The organism is Pseudomonas sp. v388 (assembly GCF_003935425.1).
In the GTDB taxonomy this organism is placed as follows: Bacteria; Pseudomonadota; Gammaproteobacteria; order Pseudomonadales; family Pseudomonadaceae; genus Aquipseudomonas.
Map to the genome: position 1 here is coordinate 208,415 of NZ_RHQN01000009.1, position 24,612 is coordinate 233,026.

Sequence of the window (24,612 nt, forward strand, 5' to 3'; positions counted from 1 at the left end):
TCGAGATACACAACCCGCGCCGTATGGCCGGGCAGTCGAATTAGATTGCTACGTCCATGAAATCAGGAGCGCTCGTCAGTGCGAACGGACTGAAGACCGGCCACGCCTGTTCTCGCAGAAACTGTCCGCGCAGAAAGGGCGCAATCAGTCGGTCGACTTCTCCAAGGGTTTCCGGCATCAGGCTCAACTGACTGAAATGCTGCATGCCGAAGACTTCGTCCACCAGCAGACCGGCGAACACGTCTCGATGTTCCACTACCAGCACGCGCCTCTGCTTGCGTATCGGTGACAACTCGCGGCCAAAATAACCGCACAGGTCCATGATCGGCAGCAAGCGCCCGCGCAGGTTGGCAACCCCGAGCATCCACGGCTTTACGCCGGGCATGGTTGCATATCGAGGCTCATGAAGGATTTCGGCGATTTCGCTCATCGGCGCCACGAAGCGTTGCGCCCCCAGGCGAAAGCCGATGCCGCCCCAGCCTTGCTGGTGGGTTTCCTGCAACGGCAAGCCTGCCGCCCGCTCGCGGCAGCGCTGCTCGATGTCGAGCAGCAGTTCGAAGGCGGTGCGTGGCTCAGCCATGGGCAGTCCCGGCGATCAGCCGGCCAGTACCGCGTTCAGGGTTTTCATCAGGGCTTCTTCGTCCACCGGCTTGGTCAGGTAATCCCGCGCGCCCTGGCGTTTGCCCCAGACCTTGTCGGTTTCCTGATCCTTGGTGGTGATCATGATCACCGGGATCATGCTGGTGTCGGCATCCTTGGTCAGCTGGCGCGTGGCCTGGAAACCGTTGAGGCCGGGCATGACGATGTCCATCAGCACCGCGTCGGGTTTTTCCTGCCGGGCCAGGGCCACGCCATCGGCGCCGTTTTCCGCCTGAAGCACCTCATGCCCGTGTTTTTCCAGCATACCGGTGAGTTTGTACATCTCGGTCGGCGAATCATCGACGATCAGTATTCGAGCCATGGGTGTTCCCCGTCAGAGTGCGGGCCGGCGCCTGGGCGCAAGCCTCACGAAATATGTTGTTCTGCTGCCACGAAGCCCGGCACGTGGGCCTTGATCGCATTGAGCAGCTCGTCCTTGCTGAAAGGCTTGGTCAGAAACTGGTCGGAACCGACAATTCTTCCCTTGGCCTTGTCGAACAGCCCGTCCTTGGACGACAGCATGATGACCGGGGTCGATTTGAATGCTCGGTTGTTCTTGATCAGCGCGCAGGTCTGATAGCCGTCCAGGCGCGGCATCATGATATCGACGAAGATGATTCGCGGGTGATTGTCGGCGATCTTGGCCAGCGCGTCGAAACCGTCGATTGCGGTGATGACTTCGCAGCCTGCGTTCTTGAGCAGGGTTTCGGCGGTGCGGCGAATGGTCTTCGAATCATCGATGACCATGACCTTCAAAGCTGTGGCGTGTTGTTCCATGTCTGCTCTTCCATCGCCGCAGCGAATTTTTGCGCGTTCTGCGTGGCATTGCGAGGCTGATGGTACCGCGTCGTCGAACCCTGGGGCTCGAAGACCCGATGCCGAGCCTTTTTAGCACACTCTCCAGACGCAATCCATAAACGGCTCCGGCGCGAGGCCTGCGCTCCGACTGCCCCTTGACCCCAGCCTTTCGGAGCGCCACCCTGACGCCAATTTCATGGCCTTCGCGGCCCAATCGATCAGAGGATATTTGCCCATGAGCGTTCGCCTAGGGATTGTCATGGACCCCATTGAGCGCATCTCCTATAAGAAGGACAGCTCGCTGGCCATGCTTCTTGCCGCACAGGCACGCGGCTGGTCGCTGTTCTATATGGAGCAGCAGGATCTTTACCAGAACGCAGGCCAGGCCCGTGCGCGCATGCGGCCGCTGAAGGTGTTCGCCGATCCTGCCAAATGGTTCGAGCTGGAAGCCGAGGTCGACAGCGGCCTGGATGACCTGGATGTGATCCTGATGCGCAAGGATCCGCCGTTCGACATGGAATTCGTCTACGCGACCTACCTGCTGGAACAGGCCGAGCGCGCCGGCGTGCTGGTGGTCAACAAGCCGCAAAGCCTGCGCGACTGCAATGAAAAGCTGTTCGCCACGCTGTTCCCGCAGTGCACGCCGCCAACCCTGGTCAGCCGTCGCCCGGACATCCTGCGTGAATTCGCTCGCCAGCACAGCGACGTGATCCTCAAGCCGCTGGACGGCATGGGTGGCGCCTCGATTTTCCGTCATCGCGAGGGCGACCCTAACCTGTCGGTGATCCTGGAAACCCTGACCGCTCATGGCACCCAGCAGATCATGGCCCAGGGTTACCTGCCGGCGATCAAGGACGGCGACAAGCGCATCCTGATGATCGACGGTGAGCCGGTGCCTTATTGCCTGGCGCGTATCCCGGCTGCCGGTGAAACCCGTGGCAACCTGGCGGCCGGCGGTCGCGGTGAAGCACGGCCCTTGAGCGAAAAGGACCGCTGGATCGCAGCCCAGATCGGCCCGACCCTACGCGAGAAAGGCTTGCTGTTCGTGGGCCTGGATGTGATCGGCGAGCACCTGACCGAAATCAACGTGACCAGCCCGACCTGCATCCGCGAGATCGACAATGCCTACGGCACCAACATCGGCGGCATGCTGATGGATGCCATCGAGAAGAAACTTCAGGCGCGCTGAATGCTTGGGGGTGAAGCGGCGCCGCGTTGGCGCCCTTCATCGACATGCGCGCGGCCCGACGCTCACTGTGCGTTATGATGCGCGGCCTGTGGCAGGCAACCGGATATTGAAAGGCAGGCTCAAGAGATGCTGAACCGCTGATGACATCGATGGCCAGAAACGACTTACCCTTCGAGCTTTCCCAGCCGGGCGTACGCCCAGTGGATCGTCTGGGTTTCACCATGATGATCGCTGCGCTGATCCATCTGGCGATTCTCCTCGGCGTCGGCTTTACCTACGTCAAGCCCGAGCAGGTGTCCCAGACCCTGGAAATCACCCTGGCCACTTTCAAAAGCACCGAGAAGCCCAAGCAGGCCGATTTCCTGGCGCAGGAAGATCAACAGGGCAGCGGCACGCTGGACAAGGCCGAAACCCTCAAGACCACCGAGGTTGCGCCCTATCAGGACACCAAGGTCAACAAGGTGACGCCGCCGCCGGCCAGCAAAAAGCCGGTGGAAAAGCAGCAAGCCCCCAAGACCGCCGTGGCGACCACCGCGCCGACGCCGAACAAGACCGTCGCCAAGCGTGACGAGGTCAAGCCCGAACCTGCCGTGAAGCAGACCCAGACTTTCGACAGTTCCGACCTGAGCAATGAAATTGCCAGCCTCGAAGCCGAACTCTCTGCCGAACAGCAGCTTTACGCCAAGCGCCCGAAAATCCACCGCCTCAATGCCGCCTCGACCATGCGCGACAAGGGTGCATGGTACAAGGACGACTGGCGCAAGAAGGTCGAGCGGGTCGGCAACCTCAATTACCCCGAAGAAGCGCGACGCAAGCAGATCTACGGCAATCTGCGCCTACTGGTGTCGATCAATCGCGATGGCTCGCTGTTCGAGGTGCTGGTCCTTGAGTCATCCGGGCAACCGCTTCTGGATCAGGCTGCGCAACGAATCGTGCGCCTGGCGGCGCCATTTGCGCCGTTCACCGGCGATCTTGCCGACATCGATCGCCTGGAGATCATCCGCACCTGGAAGTTTGCCCGCGGCGACAAATTGTCCAGCAACTGAGATGCCTGCCGCAAAGCGCTACGCAGACACATATGACAGTTGTCAGGCCTGTTGCGCAGCGCCACACTAGGACTCATGAAAAAAGTCTCCCCGAGTTATCTCAAGCATCAGTTCTTGATCGCGATGCCGCATATGCACGACGAGAACTTCGCCCAGACCTTGACCTACGTCGTCGAGCATAACGCCAATGGCGCCATGGGGCTGGTCATCAACCGCCCGCAAAGTCTGACGTTGGCCGATGTCCTTGAGCAACTGCGACCGGAGCTGCCGGCTCCGGCCCGCTGTCAGCACATCCCGATTCACTCGGGCGGTCCGGTGCAGACCGATCGCGGCTTCGTCCTGCATCCCAGCGGCCAGGTGTTCCAGGCCACCGTCGACCTCGGCGGGATTTCGCTGTCGACCTCCCAGGACATACTTTTCTCCATTGCCGACGGCTACGGCCCCGATCAGAACGTGATCACCCTGGGCTATGCCGGCTGGGATGCCGGCCAGCTGGACGCGGAAATGGCCGCCAACGCCTGGCTGACCTGCCCGTTCGATCCGGCCATCCTGTTCGATGTCGACAGCGACATGCGCCTCGATGCAGCGGCTGCGCGCCTGGGCGTCAACCTCAGCCTTCTTTCGACTCAGGCGGGCCACGCCTGATGGCCGGACTGCGCCTGCTGCTGGGCATTGACTGGGGTACCAAACAGATCGGCGTGGCGGTCGGCCAGGCCATCACCGGCCAGGCCCGCGAGCTTTGCACATTGAAAGCACAGAACGGCGTTCCCGACTGGGACAAGGTCCAGGCCCTGATCACCGAATGGAAACCCGATGCCATCGTCGTGGGCCTGCCGCTCAACATGGACGGCACGCCCAGCGAGATGAGCGCCCGGGCAGAGAAGTTTTCCCGCAAGCTCAATGGCCGCTTCAACATTCCGGTCTATACCCATGATGAACGCCTGACCACCTTCGAAGCCAAGGGCGAACGCATGGCCCGTGGCGGCCAGCGCGGCAGTTATCGCGACAACCCGGTCGACGCCATCGCCGCCGCATTGTTGCTGCAAGGCTGGCTGGAAGCGAACGCCGAGCTGCTGAACGTGTGACCTGCCGCCCCCTCAGTGCTTCGAGATAACCGGATTTCAAGTTTCCGCTTGAGCCGCGCCAGACGCGCGCCGTTCGAGCCTCAAAGGAGCAACCATGAGTCTGCCCAACCCCGCCGAACTGATCTGTCAGATGGCTTCTGACCTGACTGCCTACCTCGACCGACGGAGTATTCAGGAACCCCGGTTCATCGGCATTCGCACCGGCGGCGTATGGGTCGCCCAGGCGATGCTGGAAACCCTGGGCAGCGATGCTCCGCTCGGCACGCTGGACGTGTCTTTCTACCGCGACGACTTCAGCCAGAACGGCCTGCACCCGCAAGTTCGCCCTTCCGAGCTGCCGTTCGAAATCGAAGGCCAGCACCTGGTGCTGATCGACGACGTGTTGATGAGTGGCCGGACCATCCGTGCAGCGCTCAACGAGCTGTTCGATTACGGTCGCCCGGCCAGCGTGACACTGGTCTGCCTGCTGGATCTGGACGCCGGTGAACTGCCGATCCAGCCAGACGTGGTGGGCGCGACGCTGACCCTGGCCGCCAACGAGCGCGTCAAGCTCAGTGGCCCCGCGCCGCTGACGCTGGAAATACAAGACCTCTCCACCGCCACCGCCTTATAAGAGTCCCTTGCGATGACGCCTCTCGACGCCAAGCGCCCGCTGCAGCTCAACCATCAAGGCCAGCTGCGCCATTTCCTGTCCCTGGACGGCTTGCCCCGCGAGCTGCTCACCGAAATTCTCGACACCGCCGACTCCTTCCTTGAGGTGGGCGCACGGGCGGTGAAAAAAGTCCCGTTATTGCGCGGCAAGACGGTGTGCAACGTGTTCTTCGAGAACTCGACCCGAACCCGGACCACCTTCGAGCTGGCGGCCCAACGCCTGTCGGCGGATGTGATCACGCTGAACGTCTCGACATCCTCGACCAGCAAGGGCGAGACGCTGTTCGACACCCTGCGCAACCTGGAGGCGATGGCGGCGGACATGTTTGTGGTCCGTCACGCAGACTCCGGCGCGGCGCACTTCATTGCCGAGCACGTGTGCCCGGACGTGGCGATCATCAACGGTGGCGACGGCCGGCACGCGCATCCGACCCAGGGCATGCTCGACATGCTGACCATTCGGCGGCACAAGGGCGGCTTCGAGAACCTGTCGGTGGCCATCGTCGGCGATATCCTGCACTCGCGGGTGGCACGCTCCAACATGCTGGCGCTCAAGGCATTGGGTTGCCCGGACATCCGGGTCATCGGCCCCAAGACTCTGCTGCCCGTCGGCATCGAACAATACGGGGTGAAGGTTTTCACCGACCTGAACGAAGGCTTGAAGGATGTCGACGTGGTCATCATGTTGCGCCTGCAACGTGAACGCATGACCGGCGGCCTGCTGCCCAGCGAAGGCGAGTTCTATCGGCTGTTCGGCCTGACTACCGCGCGACTGGCCGCCGCCAGACCGGATGCCATCGTCATGCACCCAGGTCCGATCAACCGTGGCGTGGAGATCGAATCAGCCGTCGCCGACGGCGCGCATTCGGTGATTCTCAACCAGGTGACCTACGGCATCGCTGTACGCATGGCCGTTCTGTCCATGGCCATGAGCGGCCAGACCGCGCAACGTCAATTCCAGCAGGAGAACGCCCTGTGAAGCTCAGCATTCTCGGCGCTCGCGTCATCGATCCTAACAGTGGGCTGGACAAGGTCACCGACCTGCATATCGAAGCCTGCAGGATTCTCGCAATCGGCGCGGCGCCGGCCGGTTTCGAAGCAGCCCAGACCATCGACGCCGCCGGCCTGGTGGCTGCGCCCGGCCTGGTGGATCTCAATGTTTCACTGCGCGAGCCGGGTTACAGCCGCAAGGGGACCATCGCCAGTGAAACCCGCGCCGCCACCGCAGGCGGCGTGACCAGCCTGTGCTGCCCGCCACGCACCAAACCGGTACTCGACACCTCGGCAGTCGCCGAACTGATTCTGGATCGCGCCCGCGAAGCCGGGTTCAGCAAGGTGTTTCCCATCGGCGCCTTGAGCAAGGGCCTGGAAGGCGAGCAACTGGCTGAGCTGATCGCGCTGCGTGACGCCGGCTGCGTGGCGTTCGGCAACGGCCTGAGCAGCTTCCACAATACCCGCACGCTGTGCCGGGCGCTGGAATATGCCGCGACCTTCGACCTGACGGTGATTTTCACTTCCCAGGACCGCGATCTGGCCGAAGGCGGCCTGGCCCACGAAGGCCCGACCGCCAGTTTCCTGGGTCTTGCGGGTATTCCGGAGACGGCGGAAACCGTGGCCCTTGCCCGGGACCTGCTGCTGGTGGAACAGACCGGCGTGCGCGCGCACTTCAGCCAACTGACCAGCGCTCGCGGCGCGGCTCTGATCGCCCAGGCTCAGGCTCGCGGCCTGCCGGTCACCGCCGATGTGGCGCTGTATCAGCTGATATTGACGGACGAGGCGTTGATCGACTTTTCCAGCCTTTATCACGTGCAGCCGCCGCTGCGCACCCGTGCCGACCGTGACGGCCTGCGCGAGGCGGTGAAGTCCGGGGTGATCCAGGCCATCTCCAGCCATCACCAGCCCCATGAGCGTGACGCCAAGCTGGCGCCTTTCGGCGCGACCGAGCCGGGCATCAGCAGTGTCGAACTGCTGCTGCCGTTGGCAATGACGCTGGTGGAAGACGGCTTGCTGGACCTGCCTACGCTGATCGCCCGCCTGAGCAGCGGCCCCGCTGCGGCCCTGCGTCTGCCGGCCGGCGAGCTGAGCGCAGGCTCGCCTGCCGATCTGGTGCTGTTCGACCCGAAGGCCTCGACCGTGGCAGGCGAAGCCTGGCTGTCCAAGGGCGACAACTGCCCGTTCCTCGGCCATTGCCTGCCTGGAGCGGTGCGTTACACGCTGGTGGATGGAAGGATCTGCCACAGCGCCTAAGCGGCGTTATGCCCTTTCGCGAGCAAGCTCACTCCTACACAGTCACCGTCATCTGTGGGAGCCAGCTTGCTGGCGAACGGGCAGCGTAGGGCTATAGCCTCAACCGCGCCGTGCGTTCTTCATGGAGATCTGGTCGTTCATGGTCCAGAAGTCGTACAGCACGCCGACCAGAAACAGGCCGCCGGTCAGCAGGTAGATGATTCCGGTCAGCCACTTGCCCTGATACATGCGGTGCACACCGAACAAACCCAGGAACGTCAGCAGTACCCACGCCACGCTGTAGTCGGTGGAACCCTGGGTAAAGCGCAGGTCGGCCTGGCGATCCATGCTCGGTATGAGGAACAGGTCGATCAACCAGCCGATCCCGAACAGGCCGAAGGTGAAGAACCAGATGGTCCCGGTCACCGGTTTGCCGTAGTAGAAACGGTGCGCACCCAGAAAGCCGAATATCCACAGCAGGTAACCAAGCACTTTGCTATGGGTGTCGGATCGATAGTCGCTCATGTATCACCTCGTTAACTCGATAGAAAAAAATAGATGAAGATAGTGTGACTTCAGGGAACTCTTCCGACGTATGGCATCTAAGCGCCTCGCGACGCCCCAAACCCTTGTTACCAAAAGGATTACGTCGAAAAAAGAAAGAGTGTGTCGCATAAAACGCAACGATGCGAGTGTGATCGAGTCGACAAAAGGGGTCAGGATCGTCGAAAAAGCTGTTATAAAGTTGCGCGCTGACCACCATGAGCCTATCCAATGCGTCCTTTTTTCAAGACATGGCTGACCATCTGCCTGTTGATGCCACTGGCCGCCCACGCCACCAATCGTGAGCAACAATTACCCGCGAGCTTTACCGGCCTGACCGCGAAAAGTCATTTTTCCCCGACTGTCGCCACACGTACCACGCCAGTGAACATGGGCACCCTCCCATTGCAGATCAAGATCGATCGCGATGCTCAGATGCCTTTCTCGCGCAAGAATTCCGTCAAGTCTGCCACTGCCAAGGCTGCGGCCCTGAGCAGCGCCAAGCAAGGCAACGCTGTGGTCAAGCGTGCGCTGCAAGCGGTCGGCACGCCTTATCGCTGGGGCGGCACTACGCCGGGCAAAGGTCTGGATTGCAGTGGCCTGGTGAAATACGCCTTCAACGACGTGCGTGAACTCGACCTGCCGCGTACCTCCAGCGCCATGGCTCAGGCCCAGGGGCAGAAGGTCGATCGCAAGGATCTGAAACCGGGCGACCTGCTGTTCTTCAACATCAAGAGCCGCCGGATCAATCATGTGGCCATCTATCTGGGCAACGACCGCTTCGTCCACGCACCGCGCCGTGGCAAGAAAGTGACTGTCGACACGCTCAAGAAGCCGTACTGGAACAGCCATTACAAGATCGCCAAGCGCGTGCTGCCCAAGCAGAGCGGCGAGTTGCGGGTCGTTCAGCGTTAATGACAAAGGCCTGCCACTCGGCAGGCCTTTTATGTCCCGGTCGCGGCCAGGCGCGCTCCTGCATGTTCAGAAGTTATCCGGCGTCTTGGCCTTCTCCCGAGCGCTCTCGCGGGTAATCAGGCCTTTCTTCACCAGATCGGCCAGACACATGTCCAGCGTCTGCATTCCCGTCGAGCCGCCGGTCTGGATGGCCGAATACATCTGCGCCACTTTGTCCTCGCGGATCAGGTTCCGGATCGCCGGTGTTCCCATCATGATTTCATGGGCCGCCACCCGGCCACCGCCTACTTTCTTGAGCAATGACTGCGACACCACTGCGTGCAGCGATTCGGACAGCATCGAGCGGATCATGGATTTTTCCTGCGCGGGGAACACGTCGACAACCCGGTCGATGGTCTTGGCCGCCGAGGTGGTGTGCAGGGTGCCGAACACCAGGTGACCGGTTTCCGCAGCGGTCAACGCCAGGCGAATGGTTTCCAGGTCCCGCAGCTCGCCCACCAGAATCACATCCGGGTCTTCACGCAGTGCCGAGCGCAGCGCTTCGGCGAAACCGTGGGTATCGCGGTGAACCTCACGCTGATTGACCAGGCACTTCTTGGACTCATGGACGAATTCGATCGGGTCTTCGATGGTCAGGATATGGTGATGCTTGTTGCTGTTCAGGTAGTCGATCATCGCCGCCAGCGTCGTCGACTTGCCCGAGCCGGTCGGCCCGGTGACCAGGATCAGGCCGCGCGGCACATCGGTGATCTTGCGGAATACGCTGCCCATCCCCAAGTCTTCCATGCTCAGAATCTTCGACGGAATGGTCCGGAACACCGCACCGGCGCCGCGGTTCTGGTTGAACGCGTTGACCCGGAAGCGCGCCACGCCCGGCACTTCGAACGAGAAATCCGTTTCAAGATGTTCCTCGAAGTCCTGACGCTGCTTGTCATTCATGATGTCGTAGATCAGCGCCTTGACTTCCTTGGCGTACAGCGGCGGCAGGTTGATGCGCCGCACATCGCCATCAACCCGGATCATCGGCGGCAGGCCCGCTGAGAGGTGTAAGTCCGACGCGCCCTGTTTGGCGCTGAACGCCAGCAGCTCGGTAATATCCATACAGCTCCTCAATCACATAGAATGCCGCAGACTTTAGCCCTGCTGGCACAAATCAATGTCCACGATAGCAGCGAACATTTCAACGCTCGAATCGCGAATTCGCACGGCGGCCCTCGCCGGGCAGCGCGCACCCGGTTCCGTCGGCCTGCTGGCGGTGAGCAAGACCAAACCCGCCGACGCCATACGCGAAGCGTTTGCCGCCGGCCTGCGTGACTTTGGCGAAAACTATTTGCAGGAAGCACTGGGTAAACAGGCCCAATTGGCCGACCTGCCCTTGTGCTGGCATTTCATCGGCCCCATTCAGTCGAACAAGACGCGCGCAATCGCCGAGAACTTCGCCTGGGTACATTCCGTGGATCGCCTGAAAATCGCCCAACGCTTGTCCGAACAACGGCCGGAAGGCCTGGAACCGCTCAACATCTGCATTCAGGTCAATGTCAGTGGCGAGGCGAGCAAGTCCGGCTGTACGCCCGGGGATCTGCCAGCGCTGGCGGCTGCCATCAACACCCTGCCGCGCCTGAAGCTGCGTGGCCTCATGGCGATTCCGGAACCCACCGACGACCACGACGCCCAGAACGCCGCGTTCGCGGCGGTACGCACCCTGCAGGAAAACCTGAATCTGCCGCTCGACACACTGTCCATGGGCATGAGCCACGACCTGGAAGCCGCGATTGCCCAAGGCGCAACCTGGGTGCGGATCGGCACCGCCCTGTTTGGTGCTCGTGACTACGGCCAGAACTAACTTTTTCACTTCAAGGACCTGCTCATGAGCAAGACTCGTATCGCCTTCGTTGGCGCAGGAAACATGGCGGCCAGTCTGATCGGCGGCCTGCGTGCCCAAGGCGTGGACGCATCGCTGATCCGCGCCAGTGCGCCGGGCAGTGAAACCCGCGAGCGCATCGCGACCGAACACGGCATCAAGGTCTTCGCTGACAATGCCGACGCCATCGACGGCGCACAGGTCGTGGTACTGGCGGTCAAGCCGCAGATGATGAAAGCCGTCTGCCAGGCGCTCAAGCCCAGCCTGAAACCCGAGCAACTGGTGGTTTCGGTGGCTGCCGGCATTACCTGCGCCAGCCTGACCCAATGGCTGGGCGAACAGCCGGTCGTGCGCTGCATGCCCAACACGCCGTCCCTGCTGCGCCAGGGTGCCAGCGGCTTGTACGCGTCGGACAAGGTCAGCCACAAGCAACGCGAGCAGGCCGAGCAATTGTTGTCGGCCGTGGGCATTGCTGTCTGGGTCGAGCAGGAACAACAGATGGATGCCGTGACGGCGGTTTCCGGCAGCGGCCCGGCGTATTTTTTCCTGATGATCGAGGCGATGACCGCCGCAGGCGTGAAACTGGGCCTGCCGGAAGAGATCGCCCGGAAGCTCACGCTACAGACCGCCCTGGGCGCTGCGCTGATGGCGACCGGCAGCGAGGTGGATGCCGGTGAACTGCGCCGTCGCGTCACCTCGCCCGGCGGCACTACGGCAGCGGCCATCAAGGCTTTCCAGGATGGCGGTTTCGAAGCACAGGTGCAGACCGCGCTCGACGCCGCCCACCACCGTTCGGCCGAGATGGCCGAGCAGCTGGGCAAATAATTTTTCAGGTTCTTGACGGAGCAGATCGATGATCGGACTGAACACCGCTGCAATTTACATCCTGCAAACTCTTGGCAGCCTTTACCTGCTGATCATTCTGTTGCGCTTCGTGCTGCAACTGGTGCGTGCCAACTTCTATAACCCGCTGAGCCAGTTTACGGTCAAGGCCACCCAGCCGCTGCTCAAGCCCCTGCGCCGGATCATTCCAAGCCTGTTCGGGCTGGACATGTCGTCGCTGGTGCTGGCAATCATCATCCAGATCATCCTGATGGCGCTGACCCTGCTGCTCAGCTATGGCACCACCGGCGATCCCCTGAGCCTGCTGGTGTGGGCAATCATTGGCGTCACCGCGTTGTTCCTGAAGATCTTCTTCTTCGCCCTGATCGTCAGCGTGATCCTGTCCTGGGTCGCGCCCGCCAGCCACAATCCCGGCGCGGAACTGGTCAACCAGATCTGCGAACCGCTGCTGGCACCGCTGCGCCGCGTCCTGCCCAACCTGGGCGGCCTGGACATCTCGCCGATCCTGGCGTTCCTGGTGCTCAAGCTGCTGGACATGCTGGTCATCAACAACCTGGCGGCCATGACCGGCATGCCTCAAGTCTTGCGCATGTTGATCTGACACTGTCTGGAGGAGCCGGCTTGCCGGCGAAGAGTGTCGTACAGGCGGCGCAAAGGCTGTGACTGTAACGGCCTCTTCGCAGGTAAGCGGAGCGCCGCCCGCTGCGCTCCTGCAGCCTTGAATATTCCTCTGTTGCCGCTCCCCCTCGCGGTCTTTAGACTTACGCCTCATTCAAGCGAGAACAGGGTCAATGCCCACTGCCTTTCCCCACGACTCTGTCGGCCTGGTTACCCCGCAACTGGCGCACTTCAGCGAACCGCTGGCGCTGGCATGCGGCCGGTCCTTGCCTGCCTATGATCTGATCTTCGAAACCTACGGCCAGCTCAATGCCGCGCGCAGCAATGCGGTGTTGATCTGCCATGCGCTGTCAGGCCACCACCATGCAGCCGGTTACCACAGCACCGACGACCGCAAGCCGGGTTGGTGGGACAGCTGCATTGGCCCGGGCAAACCGATTGACACCAACAAATTCTTCGTCGTCAGCCTCAACAATCTGGGCGGCTGCAATGGCTCTACCGGCCCGAGCAGCTACGATCCGGAAACCAACAAGCCGTTCGGCGCCAACTTCCCGGTGGTTACCGTCGAAGACTGGGTCAACAGCCAGGCACGCCTGGCGGACCGGCTGGGCATCGAGCAATGGGCGGCGGTGGTCGGCGGCAGCCTGGGCGGCATGCAGGCGCTGCAGTGGACCATCAGCTACCCGGATCGCGTGCGCCATTGCCTGGCAATCGCCTCGGCCCCCAAGTTGTCGGCACAGAACATCGCCTTCAACGAAGTGGCGCGCCAGGCGATTCTCACCGATCCGGAATTCCATGGCGGCTCCTTCCAGGAAAAAGGCGTAATTCCCAAGCGCGGGCTGATGCTGGCGCGCATGGTCGGGCACATCACGTACCTGTCCGATGACTCGATGGGCGAAAAATTCGGCCGCGGTCTCAAGAGCGAAAAGCTCAACTACGACTTCCACAGCGTGGAATTCCAGGTCGAGAGCTACCTGCGCTATCAGGGTGAAGAGTTTTCCGGGCGCTTCGATGCCAACACTTATCTATTGATGACCAAGGCGCTGGACTACTTCGACCCGGCGGCCAACTTCGACGATAACCTTGCCAAAACCTTCGCCAATGCAACGGCGAAGTTCTGCGTGATGTCGTTCACCACCGACTGGCGCTTCTCCCCTGCCCGCTCGCGGGAACTGGTGGACGCGCTGATGGCGGCGCGCAAGGACGTCTGCTACCTGGAAATCGACGCGCCGCAGGGCCACGATGCTTTCCTGATCCCGATTCCGCGCTACCTGCAGGCTTTCGGTAACTACATGAACCGAATTTCGTTGTGAGCATGCCATGAGAGCCGATCTAGAAATCATCCAGGAATGGATCCCCGCCGGCAGCCGCGTGCTCGACCTGGGCTGCGGCGATGGCGAGCTGCTGACCTGGCTGCGCGACAACAAGCAGGTCACCGGCTACGGCCTGGAAAACGACCCGCACAACATCGCCGAATGCGTGGCCAAGGGCATCAATGTCATCGAACAGGACCTGGACAAGGGCCTGGGCAACTTCGCCAGCAACAGCTTCGACATCGTGGTCATGACCCAGGCTTTGCAGGCGGTGCATTATCCCGACCGCATTCTTGACGAGATGCTGCGGGTCGGCCGTCAGTGCATCATCACCTTCCCCAACTTCGGCCACTGGCGCTGCCGTTGGTATCTGGCGAGCAAGGGCCGCATGCCGGTTTCCGAATTCCTGCCCTATACCTGGTACAACACGCCGAACATCCACTTCTGCACCTTCGAAGACTTCGAAGAGCTGTGCCGTGGGCGCCAGGCGCAAGTCATCAACCGGCTGGCCGTCGATCAACAGCATCGGCATGGCTGGGCCAGCAAACTTTGGCCTAATCTGTTGGGTGAAATCGGCATCTATCGGGTCAGCAGCCCGGGCCTGACAGACCATCAGGTGGCCGTTTAACCAGTGCCATCGGGAGAGTCGACATGAGGCGTCTGGCGATATTTGTGCTGAGTGCGCTGCTCGGGTCCACGGCCATTGCAGCGGACGCCATCAGCAGTGCCCGGCAAACGACGTTCGGTGATATCACCGTCCACTACAACACCTTCAATTCGACCTTCCTGCAACCCGAGATCGCCAGGGGCTACGAGCTGATCCGCAGCAAGGACCAGGGCGTGATCAACGTCTCGGTCCTCAAGGCGGGCAAGCCATATCCGGCGAACGTCACCGGAACCATCCGGGACCTGACCGGCGAGCCGGTGCCGTTGCGTTTCAGGCAGGTGACCGAGCGCGGCGCGGTCTCCTTTCTCGCCCAGTTCCCCGTGCCGCAACAGGAAACCCGGATTTTCGATATCACCGTTCAGGCGGGCGGCGCCACTAACCGCTTCAGCTTCAACCAGGAACTGTTCCCAGGCCAATGATGAACCTTTCGCAACTCGTACTGGCCAGCCATAACGCTGGCAAGCTCAAAGAACTCCAGGCCATGCTCGGCGACAGCGTGCAGCTGCGCTCGGTGGGCGAATTCAGCCAGATCGAGCCGGAGGAAACCGGCCTGTCCTTCGTCGAAAACGCGATCCTCAAGGCGCGCAATGCATCACGTCTGTCGAATCTCCCCGCGCTGGCCGACGATTCGGGCCTGGCGGTGGACTTTCTTGGCGGTGCGCCGGGCATCTATTCGGCCCGCTATGCCGACGGCAAAGGCGACGCGGCGAACAACGCCAAGCTGCTCGACGCATTGAAGGACGTACCCGAGGAGCAACGCGGTGCGCAGTTCGTCTGCGTGCTGGCCTTGGTGCGCCATGCCGATGACCCGCTGCCGATCCTTTGTGAAGGGCTGTGGCACGGGCGTATCCTGCACGCGGCCAGTGGCGAGCACGGCTTTGGCTACGACCCGCTGTTCTGGGTTCCGGAGCGCGATTGCTCCAGCGCTGAACTGAGTCCCACCGAAAAGAACCAGCTCAGCCATCGCGCCCGCGCCATGGTTCTGCTGCGGCAACGCCTGGGTCTGCAATGACCCACGACACACCCGTTCAACTGCTGTTTCCGGGCCAGAGCGGTTTTTCGTCTGCTACACCCGGAATCGCGCTGCCACAGCTGCCGCCTTTGTCGCTGTACATCCACATTCCGTGGTGCGTGCGCAAATGCCCGTACTGCGACTTCAACTCCCATACAGCCAGCCCGGTGCTTCCCGAAGAAGAATACGTCGACGCGCTGCTGGCGGACCTCGATCAGGACCTGGCCCACGTTCATGGCCGGGAGTTGCGTTCGATCTTTTTCGGCGGTGGTACGCCCAGCCTGTTCAGCGCCCAGTCGCTGGGCCGGTTGCTGGCGGGTGTCGAGCAGCGGATTCGCTTCGCCAGCGACATCGAAATCACCCTGGAAGCCAATCCGGGCACCTTCGAGCAGGTCAAGTTCAGCGCCTATCGCGGTCTGGGCATCAATCGCCTGTCCATCGGCATCCAGAGCTTTCAGGAAGCCAAACTCAAGGCGCTTGGCCGTATTCACAATGGCGACGAAGCCATCCGCGCAGCTGACATGGCCCGTCAGGCAGGCTTCGATAACTTCAACCTGGACCTGATGCACGGCTTGCCGGACCAGTCCCAGGACGAAGCGCTCGACGACCTGCGCCAGGCCATCGCCCTCGCACCGACACACCTGTCGTGGTATCAGCTGACACTGGAGCCCAACACGGTGTTCTGGAACCAGCCGCCGGTACTGCCCGAAGACGACATCCTTTGGGATATTCAGGAAACCGGGCAGCAACTGCTGGCTGACAACGGGTATGCGCAATACGAAGTGTCGGCTTACGCGCAGCCGGGCAAGGCGGCGCGGCACAATCTCAATTATTGGGCCTTCGGCGACTTCATCGGCATTGGCGCCGGCGCTCACGGCAAGTTGAGCCATCCTGACGGACGCATCGTCCGCACCTGGAAAACCCGGCTGCCCAAGGATTATCTGAACCCGGCCAAGCCGTTTCAGGCCGGTTCGAAGCGGCTGACCATCGAAGAGCTGCCTTTCGAGTTTTTGATGAACGCGCTGCGCCTGACCGATGGCGTCGCGGCTGCATTATTTCAGCAAAGGACCGGTCTAAGCGTCGACTCGCTCGCAGAGGCACGCCGACAAGCCGAGCAACGCGGGCTGCTGAAAGCCGATCCGGATCGCCTGGTCGCGACGCCGCAAGGCCAGTTGTTCCTCAACGACCTGCTGCAATATTTTCTGATCTAAGGACCCTGAATGGATCTCGTACTCGACCTGCTTGCCACCATCTCGCGCTGGAGTCGCAGCAACCTGTCGGAAATCGCTTTGGCGTTGGTAGGCTGCCTGCTGGTGCTGTTCGGCTCGGACGTCAAAGGCTGGCTTGAACAGCGCATCGGCAGCATGACCGGCGCCATCCGTATCCCGCTGCTGGCCATCCTCTGCACTTTGGGCAGCGGCGTGGCGCTGATTTACGCCACGCCGTGGGTGATACGCGGCCTGAGCCAGTTCAACAACTACAGCCTGGCGCCGGTGCTGCTGGTCGTGCTGGTGCTGATCGGGGTGATTGCGGACAGAAAGTAAACAATGCGCCGCAAACCTGTAGGAGCGAGCTGCTCGCCAAAGCGGTATTCATGCAGAAACATCCGCTGCGGCTGTACCGGCCTCTTCGCGAGCAAGCTCCTACATCGTGTGATCAGTCAACTTTCTCGAACTTCAAGTCCCAAACCCCGTGCCCCAGCCGCTCGCCGCGGCGTTCGAACTTGGTGATCGGGCGTTCGGCCGGGCGTGGCACGTACTGGTTGTCTTGCGCCTGGTTGCGATAGCCCGGCGCTACGCTCATCACTTCCAGCATGTACTCAGCGTACGGCCCCCAATCGGTCGCCATGTGGAACACACCGCCCGTCTTCAGCTTGCTGCGCACCAATGCCGCGAATTCCGGCTGGACGATGCGACGCTTGTGATGACGGCTCTTGTGCCACGGGTCCGGGAAGAACAGCATCAGGCGATCCAGGCTGTTGTCGGCGATGCAGCGGTTCAAGACCTCGATGGCATCGCAGTCATAGACACGAACGTTGGTCAGACCTTGGGTCAGCACGCCATTGAGCAGCGCGCCAACGCCGGGGTAATGCACTTCCACGCCGATGAAGTCCTGCTCGGGCGCCGCAGCCGCCATTTCCAGCAGCGAGTGGCCCATGCCAAAGCCGATTTCCAGGGTACGCGGTGCCGAGCGGCCGAACACCTGGTCGAAGTCCACCGGCGTGTCCGTCAGTGACAGACCGAATTTCGGCCGCCCCTGATCCAGGCCGCGCTGCTGGCCTTCGGTCATGCGACCGGCGCGCATCACGAAACTCTTGATGCGGCGGTGCTGGCGCTCTTCGCCTTGTTCGGTAGCAGGCGACTCTGGGTGCGGAACGTGCGAATCAGTCATCAACGGGCTCTTACTTGATCAGGCCATCCAGCGGCGAGGATGCGCTGGCATAGAGTTTTCGAGGCATGCGCCCGGCGAGGTACGCCAGGCGTCCGGCAATTACAGCGTGTTTCATGGCTTGCGCCATCATGACCGGCTGCTGGGCATGGGCGATGGCCGAGTTCATCAATACGGCTTCACAACCCAGCTCCATGGCGATGGTGGCGTCGGAAGCGGTGCCGACACCGGCATCCACCAGCACCGGGACTTTGGTTTCTTCAAGGATGATCTGCAGGTTGTACGGATTGCAGATGCCCAGCCCACTGCCGATCAGACCGGCCAACGGCATGATCGCGATGCAGCCGATTTCGGCCAGCTGGCGGGCGATGATCGGATCATCGCTGGTGTACACCATCACGTCGAAACCATCCTTGACCAGCACTTCGGCCGCCTTGAGGGTTTCGATCACGTTGGGAAACAGGGTTTTCTGGTCAGCCAGGACTTCCAGCTTCACCAGATTGCGACCGTCGAGCAGTTCGCGGGACAGGCGGCACGTGCGCACGGCTTCGGTAGCGTCGAAGCAGCCGGCAGTGTTGGGCAGGATGGTGTAGCGGTCCGGCGGCAGGACATCCAGCAGGTTCGGCTCACCCGGGTTCTGGCCCAGGTTGGTGCGGCGCACGGCAACGGTCACGATTTCGGCACCCGAGGCCTCGATGGCCAGCCGGGTCTGTTCCATGTCGGCATACTTGCCGGTGCCTACCAGCAGGCGCGATTCAAAGGTCCGACCGGCCAGAACGAATGGCGTGTCGCTGCGTGCATTGCTCATCGGAATTCCTCTTCTACAAGATGGGAGTCGTTGCCAGGCCAGGGCCGGAATCTAACCGCCGCCAATGGCATGAACCACTTCGACCTGGTCGCCTTCGGACAGGATCGTAGACTCATGCTGGCTGCGCGGCACGATATCCAGGTTCAGCTCGACCGCGACCCGGCGCCCGACGAGGTCCAGGCGGGCCAGTAACGCCGAGACGGTTTCGCCGTCGGCCAACTCAAAGGATTCACCGTTCAACTGAATGCGCATGCGAGAGCAGCCATCATTTTTAGGGGGCCAGCATTCTAGCCCGATCGGCCTTGATGACCAAGGCAAAGCCGCGCCATTCGTCTTGGCCGCTCTCAGCCTGCGGCACCACCCAGGCGCCAGGCTGCCAGCCCCAGCAGAGCCCAGCCCACCAGAAACGCCAGCCCGCCGAACGGCGTGATGATTCCCAGCTTGCTGAAACCGCTGAGCGTCAGCACGTAAAGGCTGCCGGAAAACAACACGATGCCCAGCGCGAAGGAAAACCCGGCCCAGGTCACCAGCCTGCCCGGCAGTTGCGCCGCCAGTACCGCGACGCCCAGCAACGCCAGCGCGTGAATCAGTTGATAGAGCACGCCGGTGTGAAATATCGCCAGGTATTCCGGACTCAGTCGGTTCTTCAGGCTGTGGGCGGCAAAGGCTCCCAGACCGACTCCGGTGAAGCCGAAAAAAGCGGCCAGCATCAAAAAGCTACGAAGCATCAGGATCTCCCGTGAAAAATCGTCCAAAGGCGCACGGTCTGTATAATGGCCCGCTCAACGGGTTCGGCCAAGCCATCTCTATGCTGCAGTTTCTATTCCGACGTGTCGTCAAGGTCCTGCTGTGGTTCGCAGCGGGCAGCTTCGTTCTGGTCCTGGCCCTGCGCTGGGTACCGCCGCCCGGTACGGCGCTGATGGTCGAGCGCAAGATCGAATCGTGGATCGACGGGCAGCCTATCGACCTGCAACGCACGTGGCAGCCGTGGGAAAAGATCGCCGACAGCCTCAAGGTGGCGGTCATCGCTGGCGAAGACCAGAAATTTGCCGAGCATTGGGGGTTCGATGTCGATGCGATACAGGCCGCGATCCTGCACAACGAGCGCGGCGGCTCGATTCGCGGCGCCAGCACGCTGAGCCAGCAGGTCTCGAAGAATCTGTTCCTGTGGTCAGGCCGCAGCTATGTGCGCAAGGCGCTGGAAGCGTGGTTTACCCTGCTGATCGAGTTGCTGTGGTCCAAGGAGCGCATCCTTGAGGTGTACCTCAACAGCGTCGAGTGGGATGAAGGCGTGTTTGGCGCACAGGCAGCGGCGCAGCATCATTTCCGGGTCAATGCCAGCGCACTGAGCACGCAGCAGTCGAGCTATCTCGCGGCCGTGCTGCCCAACCCTCGCCAATGGAGCGCCGGCCGCCCCGGCAGTTACGTATCACGCCGCGCAGGCTGGATACGCCAGCAGATGCGGCAGCTGGGCGGTGAAGGTTATCTGGCGGGGTTGAATCACAGCCGCAGATTTTGATACGGGCCGCATTTTTGTAGGAATGTGCCTGGCAAACAAAAACGCCCCGATCAGATCGGGGCGTTTTGTCTTGCAGCATCGCGTTATGCGGCAATCGACGTCTTGAGCTTGTTCATCGCGCTCTTTTCCAGCTGACGAATACGCTCGGCCGAAACGTTGTACTTCTGCGCCAGGTCGTGCAGCGTGGCCTTTTCTTCCGCCAGCCAGCGCTGGTAGAGAATGTCACGGCTGCGTTCGTCCAGCACATCCAGCGCCTGATGCAGATTGGCGGTGGAGCTGTCGGTCCAGTCCGAATCTTCCAGCTGACGGGCCGGATCGTAGCGGTGGTCTTCCAGGTAGTTGGACGGCGACTGGAACGCGCTGTCGTCATCGGCCTCGGAAGCCGGATCGAACGCCATATCGTGCCCGGTCAGGCGGCTTTCCATCTCGCGCACTTCGCGCGGCTCGACACCCAGGCTTTCCGCGACGCGATGTACTTCGTCGTTGTTCAGCCATGCCAGACGCTTCTTCTGGCTGCGCAGGTTGAAGAACAGCTTGCGCTGCGCCTTGGTGGTCGCGACCTTCACGATCCGCCAGTTACGCAGGATGAATTCGTGAATCTCGGCCTTGATCCAGTGCACGGCAAAGGACACCAGGCGCACACCCATTTCCGGGTTGAAGCGCTTCACAGCCTTCATCAGGCCGACATTACCTTCCTGGATCAGGTCGGCCTGCGCCAGACCGTACCCCGAATAGCTGCGTGCGATATGCACGACAAAACGCAGGTGGGCGAGGACCATCTGCCGAGCCGCCCCCAGATCCTGCTCATAATAGAGACTCTCAGCCAGTTCACGCTCCTGCTCAGGCGTCAGCAATGGAATGCTGTTGACCGTATGCACGTAGGCCTCGAGGTTCGCACCCGGGACTAAGGCATAAGCAGGTTGCAAAGAAGTGGTCATACGAAAAAACCTCCGACTCACATGACTCGTGCAGTTGAGCACTGCCAAATTGACTGGGGAACCGCTAGACAAGTTCCCACAACAAAAGAAGTCAATTGGTGAAACAAAATTTAGCTTACCTTGGCGCCAGCTCTCGCAAATGGCGGGCGACCGCAATCCAAGCACCGATATACCCTAACAACACCGCCCCTAGCAAGAGCGAAAAACCATCGCCCGCCGGAACGCCGTCCAGTGCGAAGTCGCTGCCATAAAGCCCGGCCAGGCCGGTTACCGCACCGTTGAGCCAGTTCAGGCCATAGGCCAGCACGCCCCAGGACAGGACCCCCGCGCCGAAGCCATACAGCGCCCCCATATAAAGGAAAGGGCGGCGCACGTAGCTGTCCGTGCCGCCCACCAGCTTGATGACTTCGATTTCGGTTCGGCGATTCTCGATATGCAGCCGGATGGTGTTGCCGATGACCAACAGCAAAGCCGAGACCAGCAGAACCGTCAAGCCGAAGACGAAACGATCACCCAACTTGAGAATCGCCGCCAGACGCTCGACCCACACCAGGTCCAGCTGGGCCTGCTGAACCTTGGGCAGCTCGGCCAGCCGGGTACGCAATGCTTCAAGCGCCGGTTTGTCGACTTCATTGGGCGTCACCAGTACCACACCGGGCAGCGGGTTTTCCGGCAGTTCCTTGAGCGCTTCGCCCAATCCGGACTGCTGTTGGAACTCGGTAAGTGCCTGTTCGCTGCTGATGTATTCAGCCTGCGACACGCCCGGCATGGCCTGGATCTCGTCGCGCAGACGCGTGCCGTCGGCGCTGCTGGCATCCAGGTTCAGATAGATCGAGATCTGCGCGGCACGCTGCCACGAACCGCCCAGGCGCTCGACGTTGCTGAGCAGCAACGAAAGCCCCATCGGCAGGCTCAACGCAATCGCCATTACCAGACAGGTAAAGAAGCTGCCGATCGGCTGTTTGCCCAGGCGACGCAGGCTGTCCATGAGGCTGGAACGGTGACTTTCCAGCCACGCCGCCAGCAGCGTCTTGAAGTCCGGGCCGTCATCATCGTGGTCGTGGCGCTGTTTTTTCTTTGCCGGAACCGGGTCCGCCGCCTTGGGGGCGACGCGTTCGGATACCTTGGGACTGCGCGTAGCACTCATACCCCGGCCTCCCCGTCACCGATCAGACGACCGCGTTGCAGAGTCAGCATGCGATGGCGCATACGGGCGATCAGCGCCAGGTCGTGGCTGGCAATCAGCACGCTGGTGCCCAGCCGGTTGATGTCTTCAAACACGCCCATGATTTCCGCCGCCAGACGTGGATCGAGGTTGCCGGTCGGCTCGTCAGCCAGGAGCAAGGCCGGGCGATGCACGATGGCCCGTGCGATACCGACCCGCTGTTGCTGCCCGGTGGACAGGTCACCAGGGTACAGGTCGGCCTTGTCGGACAACGCCACGCGCTCCAGCGCCGAATCCACACGCTTGAGGATCTCAGCCTTGGACAATCCGAGAATCTGCAACGGCAACGCGATGTTGTTGAACACCGTTCGGTCGAACAGCAACTGGTGATTCTGGAAAACCACACCGATCTGACGACGCAGAAAAGGAATCTGCGCATTGCTGATCTGGCCAAGGTCCTGACCGGCCAGCATCAGTTTGCCGGTGGTCGGACGTTCCATTGCCAGCAGCAGGCGCAACAACGTGCTTTTGCCTGCGCCCGAGTGCCCGGTAACGAACAGGAATTCGCCACGACGCACTCGAAAGCTCAGTTCATGCAACCCTACATGGCCATTCGGGTAGCGCTTGCCGACCTGCTCGAACCGGATCATGTACGCTCCCGCTCCGCAAATAGCGCCTGCACGAAAGGCTCGGCTTCGAAGGTGCGCAGGTCGTCAATGCCTTCGCCGACGCCGATATAACGGATCGGCAGGCCGAACTGCTTGGCCAGCGCGAAGATCACGCCGCCCTTGGCCGTGCCATCGAGTTTAGTCAGGGCCAGCCCGGTGAGGGTGACCGTCTGGTTGAATTGCTTGGCCTGATTGATGGCGTTCTGACCAGTACCAGCGTCCAGCACCAGCAGGACTTCATGCGGAGCTTCGACATCCAGCTTGCCGATCACGCGGCGAACCTTCTTCAACTCTTCCATCAGGTTGTCTTTGGTGTGCAGGCGACCGGCCGTGTCGGCGATCAGCACATCAATGCCACGCGCCTTGGCTGCCTGCACGGCGTCGAAGATCACCGAAGCCGAGTCGGCGCCCGTATGCTGGGCGATCACCGGAATCTGGTTACGCTCACCCCAGACCTGCAACTGCTCGACGGCAGCGGCACGGAACGTATCGCCCGCCGCGAGCATGACTTTCTTGCCTTCCAGTTGCAGCTTCTTGGCCAGCTTGCCGATGGTGGTGGTCTTGCCCGCACCGTTGACACCCACGACCAGGATCACGAACGGCTTTTTCTCGGCCTTGATGACCAAGGGTTGCTCGACCGGCTTGAGCATGGCTGCCAGCTCACCCTGCAGAGACGTGTACAACGCCTGGGCATCGGTCAGCTGCTTGCGTGCCACTTTCTGGGTCAGGCTCTGGATGATGACCGATGTAGCTTCGACGCCGACGTCAGCGGTGAGCAGGCGGGTCTCGATTTCTTCGAGCAAGTCGTCATCGATGGCCTTCTTGCCCAGGAACAGACTGGCCATGCCTTCGCCGATGCTGGCGCTGGTCTTCGACAGACCTTGTTTCAGGCGTGCAAAGAACCCGACCTTGGCCGACTCGGCTTCAGGTGCCGCAGGCGCGATGACCGTCGGCACTGCCGGAACGGGCTCGATGACCGGCTCTTGCACCAGAGCGGCAGGCTGCTCGACGAGCGAAGCGGCAATCGGCTCAGGCTCAGGCGCCACCAGCACAGGCTCCGGCACACTGACAGGTATCACGTCCAGCGCAGCCGCAGGTTCGGGCTGGATGGGAAACTGCGGCTCGAACGCGGGCTGGCGAACCGGCTCGGGCACCGAGCGGACGTGACCCTGCTCTGGAATCGGCGGGGTGACGTGCGGTTCCAGTTCGTCGATCAGCGCCACCGATTCTTCGGCCACCGGCAGCGTCAACCACGGCCGAGCCGAAGGCTCGCCCGGCTGAACCGGCGCCTCGGTTGTCTGCGGCGTGGCCGGCGTATCAACCCGCGGTTGCTCGACCCGCGCAGTGTCGGCGAGCAACGGGGCCTGCTCGGCCTTTTCGGGCTCGGTTACAGGGAGTTCTTCGGGCTGCGGCTCGGCTTGCTGCGGCTTTTTGCGCAGCCACCCGAACAGGCCTTTCTTCTCGCCAGCCGCGGCTGGGTTCTTCTTGTCGTCGTTGGAACCAAACATGGAGGACGGCTATCTCAAAGTAGCGAAACGCCAGAGGGCGTCTCGGAAAATTCTGGCATCAAAAACAGACTGCATTAACGACCGCTTGTTCACTCACCACCGTACTATGCGGGCAGCATTCCACTGCGCCCTGACACAGGTTTCATCTGGATTTGGCCAGTGAAGGCTGTTTCTGTCGCAAACGGATCAGTATCCTAACACCCCCGCGCCCG

Annotated in this window: 31 protein-coding genes; 18 read left to right on the forward strand and 13 right to left on the reverse strand. The window is 61.7% G+C overall.

Annotation, left to right across the window (positions count from 1 at the left end):
* Window positions 1-40 precede the first annotated feature (40 nt).
* Genes EGJ27_RS20695 through pilG form a run of 3 tightly spaced genes read right to left on the reverse strand, consistent with a single transcriptional unit; the run spans window position 41 to window position 1,416 of the window.
* Complete coding sequence (locus tag EGJ27_RS20695) at window positions 41-580, reverse strand: chemotaxis protein CheW (RefSeq protein ID WP_125832608.1); 540 nt, start codon at window positions 578-580, stop codon at window positions 41-43.
* A 15-nt stretch (window positions 581-595) separates the two neighbouring features.
* Complete coding sequence (pilH, locus tag EGJ27_RS20700) at window positions 596-961, reverse strand: twitching motility response regulator PilH (protein WP_125832609.1); 366 nt, start codon at window positions 959-961, stop codon at window positions 596-598.
* Between the two features lie 44 nt (window positions 962-1,005).
* Window positions 1,006-1,416 carry a twitching motility response regulator PilG gene (gene pilG, locus EGJ27_RS20705; RefSeq protein ID WP_125832610.1) on the reverse strand — a complete coding sequence of 137 codons (411 nt, stop codon included), beginning with the start codon at window positions 1,414-1,416 and terminating at the stop codon, window positions 1,006-1,008.
* Window positions 1,417-1,672: 256 nt separating this feature from the next.
* Between pilG and gshB the strand changes: the two genes are divergently transcribed.
* The 7 genes from gshB to EGJ27_RS20740 all read left to right on the forward strand — a co-directional run bounded on the left by gshB (window position 1,673) and on the right by EGJ27_RS20740 (window position 7,655).
* Window positions 1,673-2,626 (forward strand): glutathione synthase, encoded by a 954-nt coding sequence (gene gshB / locus EGJ27_RS20710; RefSeq protein ID WP_125832611.1) that lies wholly within the window; start codon window positions 1,673-1,675, stop codon window positions 2,624-2,626.
* 140 nt (window positions 2,627-2,766) lie between these two features.
* A complete protein-coding gene (locus EGJ27_RS20715) occupies window positions 2,767-3,672 on the forward strand; it encodes an energy transducer TonB (protein ID WP_125832612.1) in 906 nt (301 codons plus the stop codon).
* Window positions 3,673-3,747: 75 nt separating this feature from the next.
* A complete protein-coding gene (locus EGJ27_RS20720; protein ID WP_125832613.1) occupies window positions 3,748-4,317 on the forward strand; it encodes a YqgE/AlgH family protein in 570 nt (189 codons plus the stop codon).
* Window positions 4,317-4,757, forward strand: coding sequence for a Holliday junction resolvase RuvX (ruvX, locus tag EGJ27_RS20725; protein WP_125832614.1), 441 nt, complete (start codon window positions 4,317-4,319; stop codon window positions 4,755-4,757). Before EGJ27_RS20720 ends, ruvX begins: the two co-directional genes overlap by 1 nt.
* A 94-nt stretch (window positions 4,758-4,851) precedes the next feature.
* Window positions 4,852-5,370 (forward strand): bifunctional pyr operon transcriptional regulator/uracil phosphoribosyltransferase PyrR, encoded by a 519-nt coding sequence (pyrR, locus tag EGJ27_RS20730; RefSeq protein ID WP_125832615.1) that lies wholly within the window; start codon window positions 4,852-4,854, stop codon window positions 5,368-5,370.
* Window positions 5,371-5,382: 12 nt separating this feature from the next.
* The gene (locus EGJ27_RS20735) at window positions 5,383-6,387 is read left to right on the forward strand and encodes an aspartate carbamoyltransferase catalytic subunit (RefSeq protein WP_125832616.1); all 1,005 of its coding nucleotides are present in this window, start codon (window positions 5,383-5,385) and stop codon (window positions 6,385-6,387) included.
* A complete protein-coding gene (locus EGJ27_RS20740; RefSeq protein ID WP_125832617.1) occupies window positions 6,384-7,655 on the forward strand; it encodes a dihydroorotase in 1,272 nt (423 codons plus the stop codon). Before EGJ27_RS20735 ends, EGJ27_RS20740 begins: the two co-directional genes overlap by 4 nt.
* Before the next feature lie 99 nt (window positions 7,656-7,754).
* On the opposite strand, the gene EGJ27_RS20745 is transcribed toward EGJ27_RS20740, so the two are convergent.
* Entirely contained in the window at window positions 7,755-8,159 is a 405-nt protein-coding gene (locus EGJ27_RS20745; RefSeq protein WP_125832618.1) for a TM2 domain-containing protein, read from the reverse strand.
* Window positions 8,160-8,408: 249 nt separating this feature from the next.
* Here EGJ27_RS20745 and EGJ27_RS20750 point away from each other — a divergent pair, with 249 nt between their 5' ends.
* Window positions 8,409-9,092, forward strand: coding sequence for a C40 family peptidase (locus tag EGJ27_RS20750; protein ID WP_125832619.1), 684 nt, complete (start codon window positions 8,409-8,411; stop codon window positions 9,090-9,092).
* Between the two features lie 66 nt (window positions 9,093-9,158).
* Here the strand turns inward: EGJ27_RS20750 and EGJ27_RS20755 are convergent, their stop codons facing one another.
* Entirely contained in the window at window positions 9,159-10,193 is a 1,035-nt protein-coding gene (locus tag EGJ27_RS20755; RefSeq protein WP_125832620.1) for a type IV pilus twitching motility protein PilT, read from the reverse strand.
* Window positions 10,194-10,248: 55 nt separating this feature from the next.
* Here EGJ27_RS20755 and EGJ27_RS20760 point away from each other — a divergent pair, with 55 nt between their 5' ends.
* From EGJ27_RS20760 to EGJ27_RS20800, 9 genes are all read left to right on the forward strand, one after another.
* Entirely contained in the window at window positions 10,249-10,935 is a 687-nt protein-coding gene (locus tag EGJ27_RS20760) for a YggS family pyridoxal phosphate-dependent enzyme (RefSeq protein WP_125832621.1), read from the forward strand.
* A 24-nt stretch (window positions 10,936-10,959) separates the two neighbouring features.
* Window positions 10,960-11,778 (forward strand): pyrroline-5-carboxylate reductase, encoded by an 819-nt coding sequence (gene proC / locus EGJ27_RS20765; RefSeq protein WP_125832622.1) that lies wholly within the window; start codon window positions 10,960-10,962, stop codon window positions 11,776-11,778.
* Window positions 11,779-11,806: 28 nt separating this feature from the next.
* Window positions 11,807-12,397, forward strand: a complete 591-nt coding sequence (locus EGJ27_RS20770; RefSeq protein WP_125832623.1) for a YggT family protein — start codon at window positions 11,807-11,809, stop codon at window positions 12,395-12,397.
* 190 nt (window positions 12,398-12,587) lie between these two features.
* Window positions 12,588-13,727 (forward strand): homoserine O-acetyltransferase, encoded by a 1,140-nt coding sequence (locus tag EGJ27_RS20775; protein WP_125832624.1) that lies wholly within the window; start codon window positions 12,588-12,590, stop codon window positions 13,725-13,727.
* A 7-nt stretch (window positions 13,728-13,734) separates the two neighbouring features.
* A complete protein-coding gene (gene metW / locus EGJ27_RS20780) occupies window positions 13,735-14,355 on the forward strand; it encodes a methionine biosynthesis protein MetW (RefSeq protein ID WP_125832625.1) in 621 nt (206 codons plus the stop codon).
* Window positions 14,356-14,378: 23 nt separating this feature from the next.
* On the forward strand, window positions 14,379-14,813 hold the full coding sequence (locus EGJ27_RS20785) for a DUF4426 domain-containing protein (protein ID WP_125832626.1): 435 nt from the start codon (window positions 14,379-14,381) through the stop codon (window positions 14,811-14,813).
* Window positions 14,810-15,406 carry an RdgB/HAM1 family non-canonical purine NTP pyrophosphatase gene (gene rdgB, locus EGJ27_RS20790; protein ID WP_177523070.1) on the forward strand — a complete coding sequence of 199 codons (597 nt, stop codon included), beginning with the start codon at window positions 14,810-14,812 and terminating at the stop codon, window positions 15,404-15,406. Before EGJ27_RS20785 ends, rdgB begins: the two co-directional genes overlap by 4 nt.
* On the forward strand, window positions 15,403-16,617 hold the full coding sequence (gene hemW / locus EGJ27_RS20795) for a radical SAM family heme chaperone HemW (RefSeq protein ID WP_125832627.1): 1,215 nt from the start codon (window positions 15,403-15,405) through the stop codon (window positions 16,615-16,617). Before rdgB ends, hemW begins: the two co-directional genes overlap by 4 nt.
* Window positions 16,618-16,626: 9 nt before the next feature.
* On the forward strand, window positions 16,627-16,950 hold the full coding sequence (locus EGJ27_RS20800) for a DUF3392 domain-containing protein (protein WP_125832628.1): 324 nt from the start codon (window positions 16,627-16,629) through the stop codon (window positions 16,948-16,950).
* 112 nt (window positions 16,951-17,062) lie between these two features.
* On the opposite strand, the gene trmB is transcribed toward EGJ27_RS20800, so the two are convergent.
* From trmB to EGJ27_RS20820, 4 genes are all read right to left on the reverse strand, one after another.
* Entirely contained in the window at window positions 17,063-17,710 is a 648-nt protein-coding gene (gene trmB / locus EGJ27_RS20805; protein WP_218568061.1) for a tRNA (guanosine(46)-N7)-methyltransferase TrmB, read from the reverse strand.
* Between the two features lie 97 nt (window positions 17,711-17,807).
* A complete protein-coding gene (locus tag EGJ27_RS20810) occupies window positions 17,808-18,602 on the reverse strand; it encodes a thiazole synthase (RefSeq protein WP_125832630.1) in 795 nt (264 codons plus the stop codon).
* Window positions 18,603-18,653: 51 nt separating this feature from the next.
* Window positions 18,654-18,854: a sulfur carrier protein ThiS gene (gene thiS, locus EGJ27_RS20815; RefSeq protein WP_125832631.1), complete on the reverse strand. Its 201-nt coding sequence runs from the start codon at window positions 18,852-18,854 to the stop codon at window positions 18,654-18,656.
* Between the two features lie 92 nt (window positions 18,855-18,946).
* Entirely contained in the window at window positions 18,947-19,330 is a 384-nt protein-coding gene (locus EGJ27_RS20820; protein WP_125832632.1) for a DUF423 domain-containing protein, read from the reverse strand.
* 80 nt (window positions 19,331-19,410) lie between these two features.
* Here EGJ27_RS20820 and mtgA point away from each other — a divergent pair, with 80 nt between their 5' ends.
* Window positions 19,411-20,121, forward strand: coding sequence for a monofunctional biosynthetic peptidoglycan transglycosylase (gene mtgA / locus EGJ27_RS20825; RefSeq protein ID WP_125832712.1), 711 nt, complete (start codon window positions 19,411-19,413; stop codon window positions 20,119-20,121).
* Window positions 20,122-20,204: 83 nt separating this feature from the next.
* Here mtgA and rpoH read toward each other — a convergent pair whose 3' ends face one another.
* The 4 genes from rpoH to ftsY all read right to left on the reverse strand — a co-directional run bounded on the left by rpoH (window position 20,205) and on the right by ftsY (window position 24,400).
* Window positions 20,205-21,059 (reverse strand): RNA polymerase sigma factor RpoH, encoded by an 855-nt coding sequence (gene rpoH / locus EGJ27_RS20830; protein ID WP_125832633.1) that lies wholly within the window; start codon window positions 21,057-21,059, stop codon window positions 20,205-20,207.
* A gap of 115 nt (window positions 21,060-21,174) precedes the next feature.
* Window positions 21,175-22,206: a permease-like cell division protein FtsX gene (gene ftsX / locus EGJ27_RS20835; RefSeq protein WP_125832634.1), complete on the reverse strand. Its 1,032-nt coding sequence runs from the start codon at window positions 22,204-22,206 to the stop codon at window positions 21,175-21,177.
* Entirely contained in the window at window positions 22,203-22,874 is a 672-nt protein-coding gene (ftsE, locus tag EGJ27_RS20840) for a cell division ATP-binding protein FtsE (RefSeq protein ID WP_125832635.1), read from the reverse strand. Before ftsE ends, ftsX begins: the two co-directional genes overlap by 4 nt.
* Entirely contained in the window at window positions 22,871-24,400 is a 1,530-nt protein-coding gene (gene ftsY / locus EGJ27_RS20845; protein ID WP_125832636.1) for a signal recognition particle-docking protein FtsY, read from the reverse strand. Before ftsY ends, ftsE begins: the two co-directional genes overlap by 4 nt.
* Window positions 24,401-24,612 lie beyond the last annotated feature (212 nt).

What these genes read in the sequence shown, in the direction of transcription:
- EGJ27_RS20715 (WP_125832612.1), top strand. Translation starts at nt 2,767, where the DNA reads ATGACATCGATGGCCAGAAACGACTTACCCTTCGAGCTTTCCCAGCCG.
- pilG (WP_125832610.1), bottom strand. Translation starts at nt 1,416, where the DNA reads ATGGAACAACACGCCACAGCTTTGAAGGTCATGGTCATCGATGATTCG.
- ruvX (WP_125832614.1), top strand. Translation starts at nt 4,317, where the DNA reads ATGGCCGGACTGCGCCTGCTGCTGGGCATTGACTGGGGTACCAAACAG.
- hemW (WP_125832627.1), top strand. Translation starts at nt 15,403, where the DNA reads ATGACCCACGACACACCCGTTCAACTGCTGTTTCCGGGCCAGAGCGGT.
- EGJ27_RS20820 (WP_125832632.1), bottom strand. Translation starts at nt 19,330, where the DNA reads ATGCTTCGTAGCTTTTTGATGCTGGCCGCTTTTTTCGGCTTCACCGGA.
- pilH (WP_125832609.1), bottom strand. Translation starts at nt 961, where the DNA reads ATGGCTCGAATACTGATCGTCGATGATTCGCCGACCGAGATGTACAAA.
- metW (WP_125832625.1), top strand. Translation starts at nt 13,735, where the DNA reads ATGAGAGCCGATCTAGAAATCATCCAGGAATGGATCCCCGCCGGCAGC.
- rdgB (WP_177523070.1), top strand. Translation starts at nt 14,810, where the DNA reads ATGATGAACCTTTCGCAACTCGTACTGGCCAGCCATAACGCTGGCAAG.
- trmB (WP_218568061.1), bottom strand. Translation starts at nt 17,710, where the DNA reads ATGCGCGCCGGTCGCATGACCGAAGGCCAGCAGCGCGGCCTGGATCAG.
- thiS (WP_125832631.1), bottom strand. Translation starts at nt 18,854, where the DNA reads ATGCGCATTCAGTTGAACGGTGAATCCTTTGAGTTGGCCGACGGCGAA.
- pyrR (WP_125832615.1), top strand. Translation starts at nt 4,852, where the DNA reads ATGAGTCTGCCCAACCCCGCCGAACTGATCTGTCAGATGGCTTCTGAC.
- gshB (WP_125832611.1), top strand. Translation starts at nt 1,673, where the DNA reads ATGAGCGTTCGCCTAGGGATTGTCATGGACCCCATTGAGCGCATCTCC.
- ftsX (WP_125832634.1), bottom strand. Translation starts at nt 22,206, where the DNA reads ATGAGTGCTACGCGCAGTCCCAAGGTATCCGAACGCGTCGCCCCCAAG.
- EGJ27_RS20750 (WP_125832619.1), top strand. Translation starts at nt 8,409, where the DNA reads ATGCGTCCTTTTTTCAAGACATGGCTGACCATCTGCCTGTTGATGCCA.
- EGJ27_RS20695 (WP_125832608.1), bottom strand. Translation starts at nt 580, where the DNA reads ATGGCTGAGCCACGCACCGCCTTCGAACTGCTGCTCGACATCGAGCAG.
- EGJ27_RS20720 (WP_125832613.1), top strand. Translation starts at nt 3,748, where the DNA reads ATGAAAAAAGTCTCCCCGAGTTATCTCAAGCATCAGTTCTTGATCGCG.
- EGJ27_RS20735 (WP_125832616.1), top strand. Translation starts at nt 5,383, where the DNA reads ATGACGCCTCTCGACGCCAAGCGCCCGCTGCAGCTCAACCATCAAGGC.
- EGJ27_RS20785 (WP_125832626.1), top strand. Translation starts at nt 14,379, where the DNA reads ATGAGGCGTCTGGCGATATTTGTGCTGAGTGCGCTGCTCGGGTCCACG.
- EGJ27_RS20760 (WP_125832621.1), top strand. Translation starts at nt 10,249, where the DNA reads ATGTCCACGATAGCAGCGAACATTTCAACGCTCGAATCGCGAATTCGC.
- rpoH (WP_125832633.1), bottom strand. Translation starts at nt 21,059, where the DNA reads ATGACCACTTCTTTGCAACCTGCTTATGCCTTAGTCCCGGGTGCGAAC.
- EGJ27_RS20810 (WP_125832630.1), bottom strand. Translation starts at nt 18,602, where the DNA reads ATGAGCAATGCACGCAGCGACACGCCATTCGTTCTGGCCGGTCGGACC.
- EGJ27_RS20755 (WP_125832620.1), bottom strand. Translation starts at nt 10,193, where the DNA reads ATGGATATTACCGAGCTGCTGGCGTTCAGCGCCAAACAGGGCGCGTCG.
- ftsE (WP_125832635.1), bottom strand. Translation starts at nt 22,874, where the DNA reads ATGATCCGGTTCGAGCAGGTCGGCAAGCGCTACCCGAATGGCCATGTA.
- ftsY (WP_125832636.1), bottom strand. Translation starts at nt 24,400, where the DNA reads ATGTTTGGTTCCAACGACGACAAGAAGAACCCAGCCGCGGCTGGCGAG.
- EGJ27_RS20800 (WP_125832628.1), top strand. Translation starts at nt 16,627, where the DNA reads ATGGATCTCGTACTCGACCTGCTTGCCACCATCTCGCGCTGGAGTCGC.
- EGJ27_RS20770 (WP_125832623.1), top strand. Translation starts at nt 11,807, where the DNA reads ATGATCGGACTGAACACCGCTGCAATTTACATCCTGCAAACTCTTGGC.
- mtgA (WP_125832712.1), top strand. Translation starts at nt 19,411, where the DNA reads ATGCTGCAGTTTCTATTCCGACGTGTCGTCAAGGTCCTGCTGTGGTTC.
- EGJ27_RS20775 (WP_125832624.1), top strand. Translation starts at nt 12,588, where the DNA reads ATGCCCACTGCCTTTCCCCACGACTCTGTCGGCCTGGTTACCCCGCAA.
- EGJ27_RS20745 (WP_125832618.1), bottom strand. Translation starts at nt 8,159, where the DNA reads ATGAGCGACTATCGATCCGACACCCATAGCAAAGTGCTTGGTTACCTG.
- proC (WP_125832622.1), top strand. Translation starts at nt 10,960, where the DNA reads ATGAGCAAGACTCGTATCGCCTTCGTTGGCGCAGGAAACATGGCGGCC.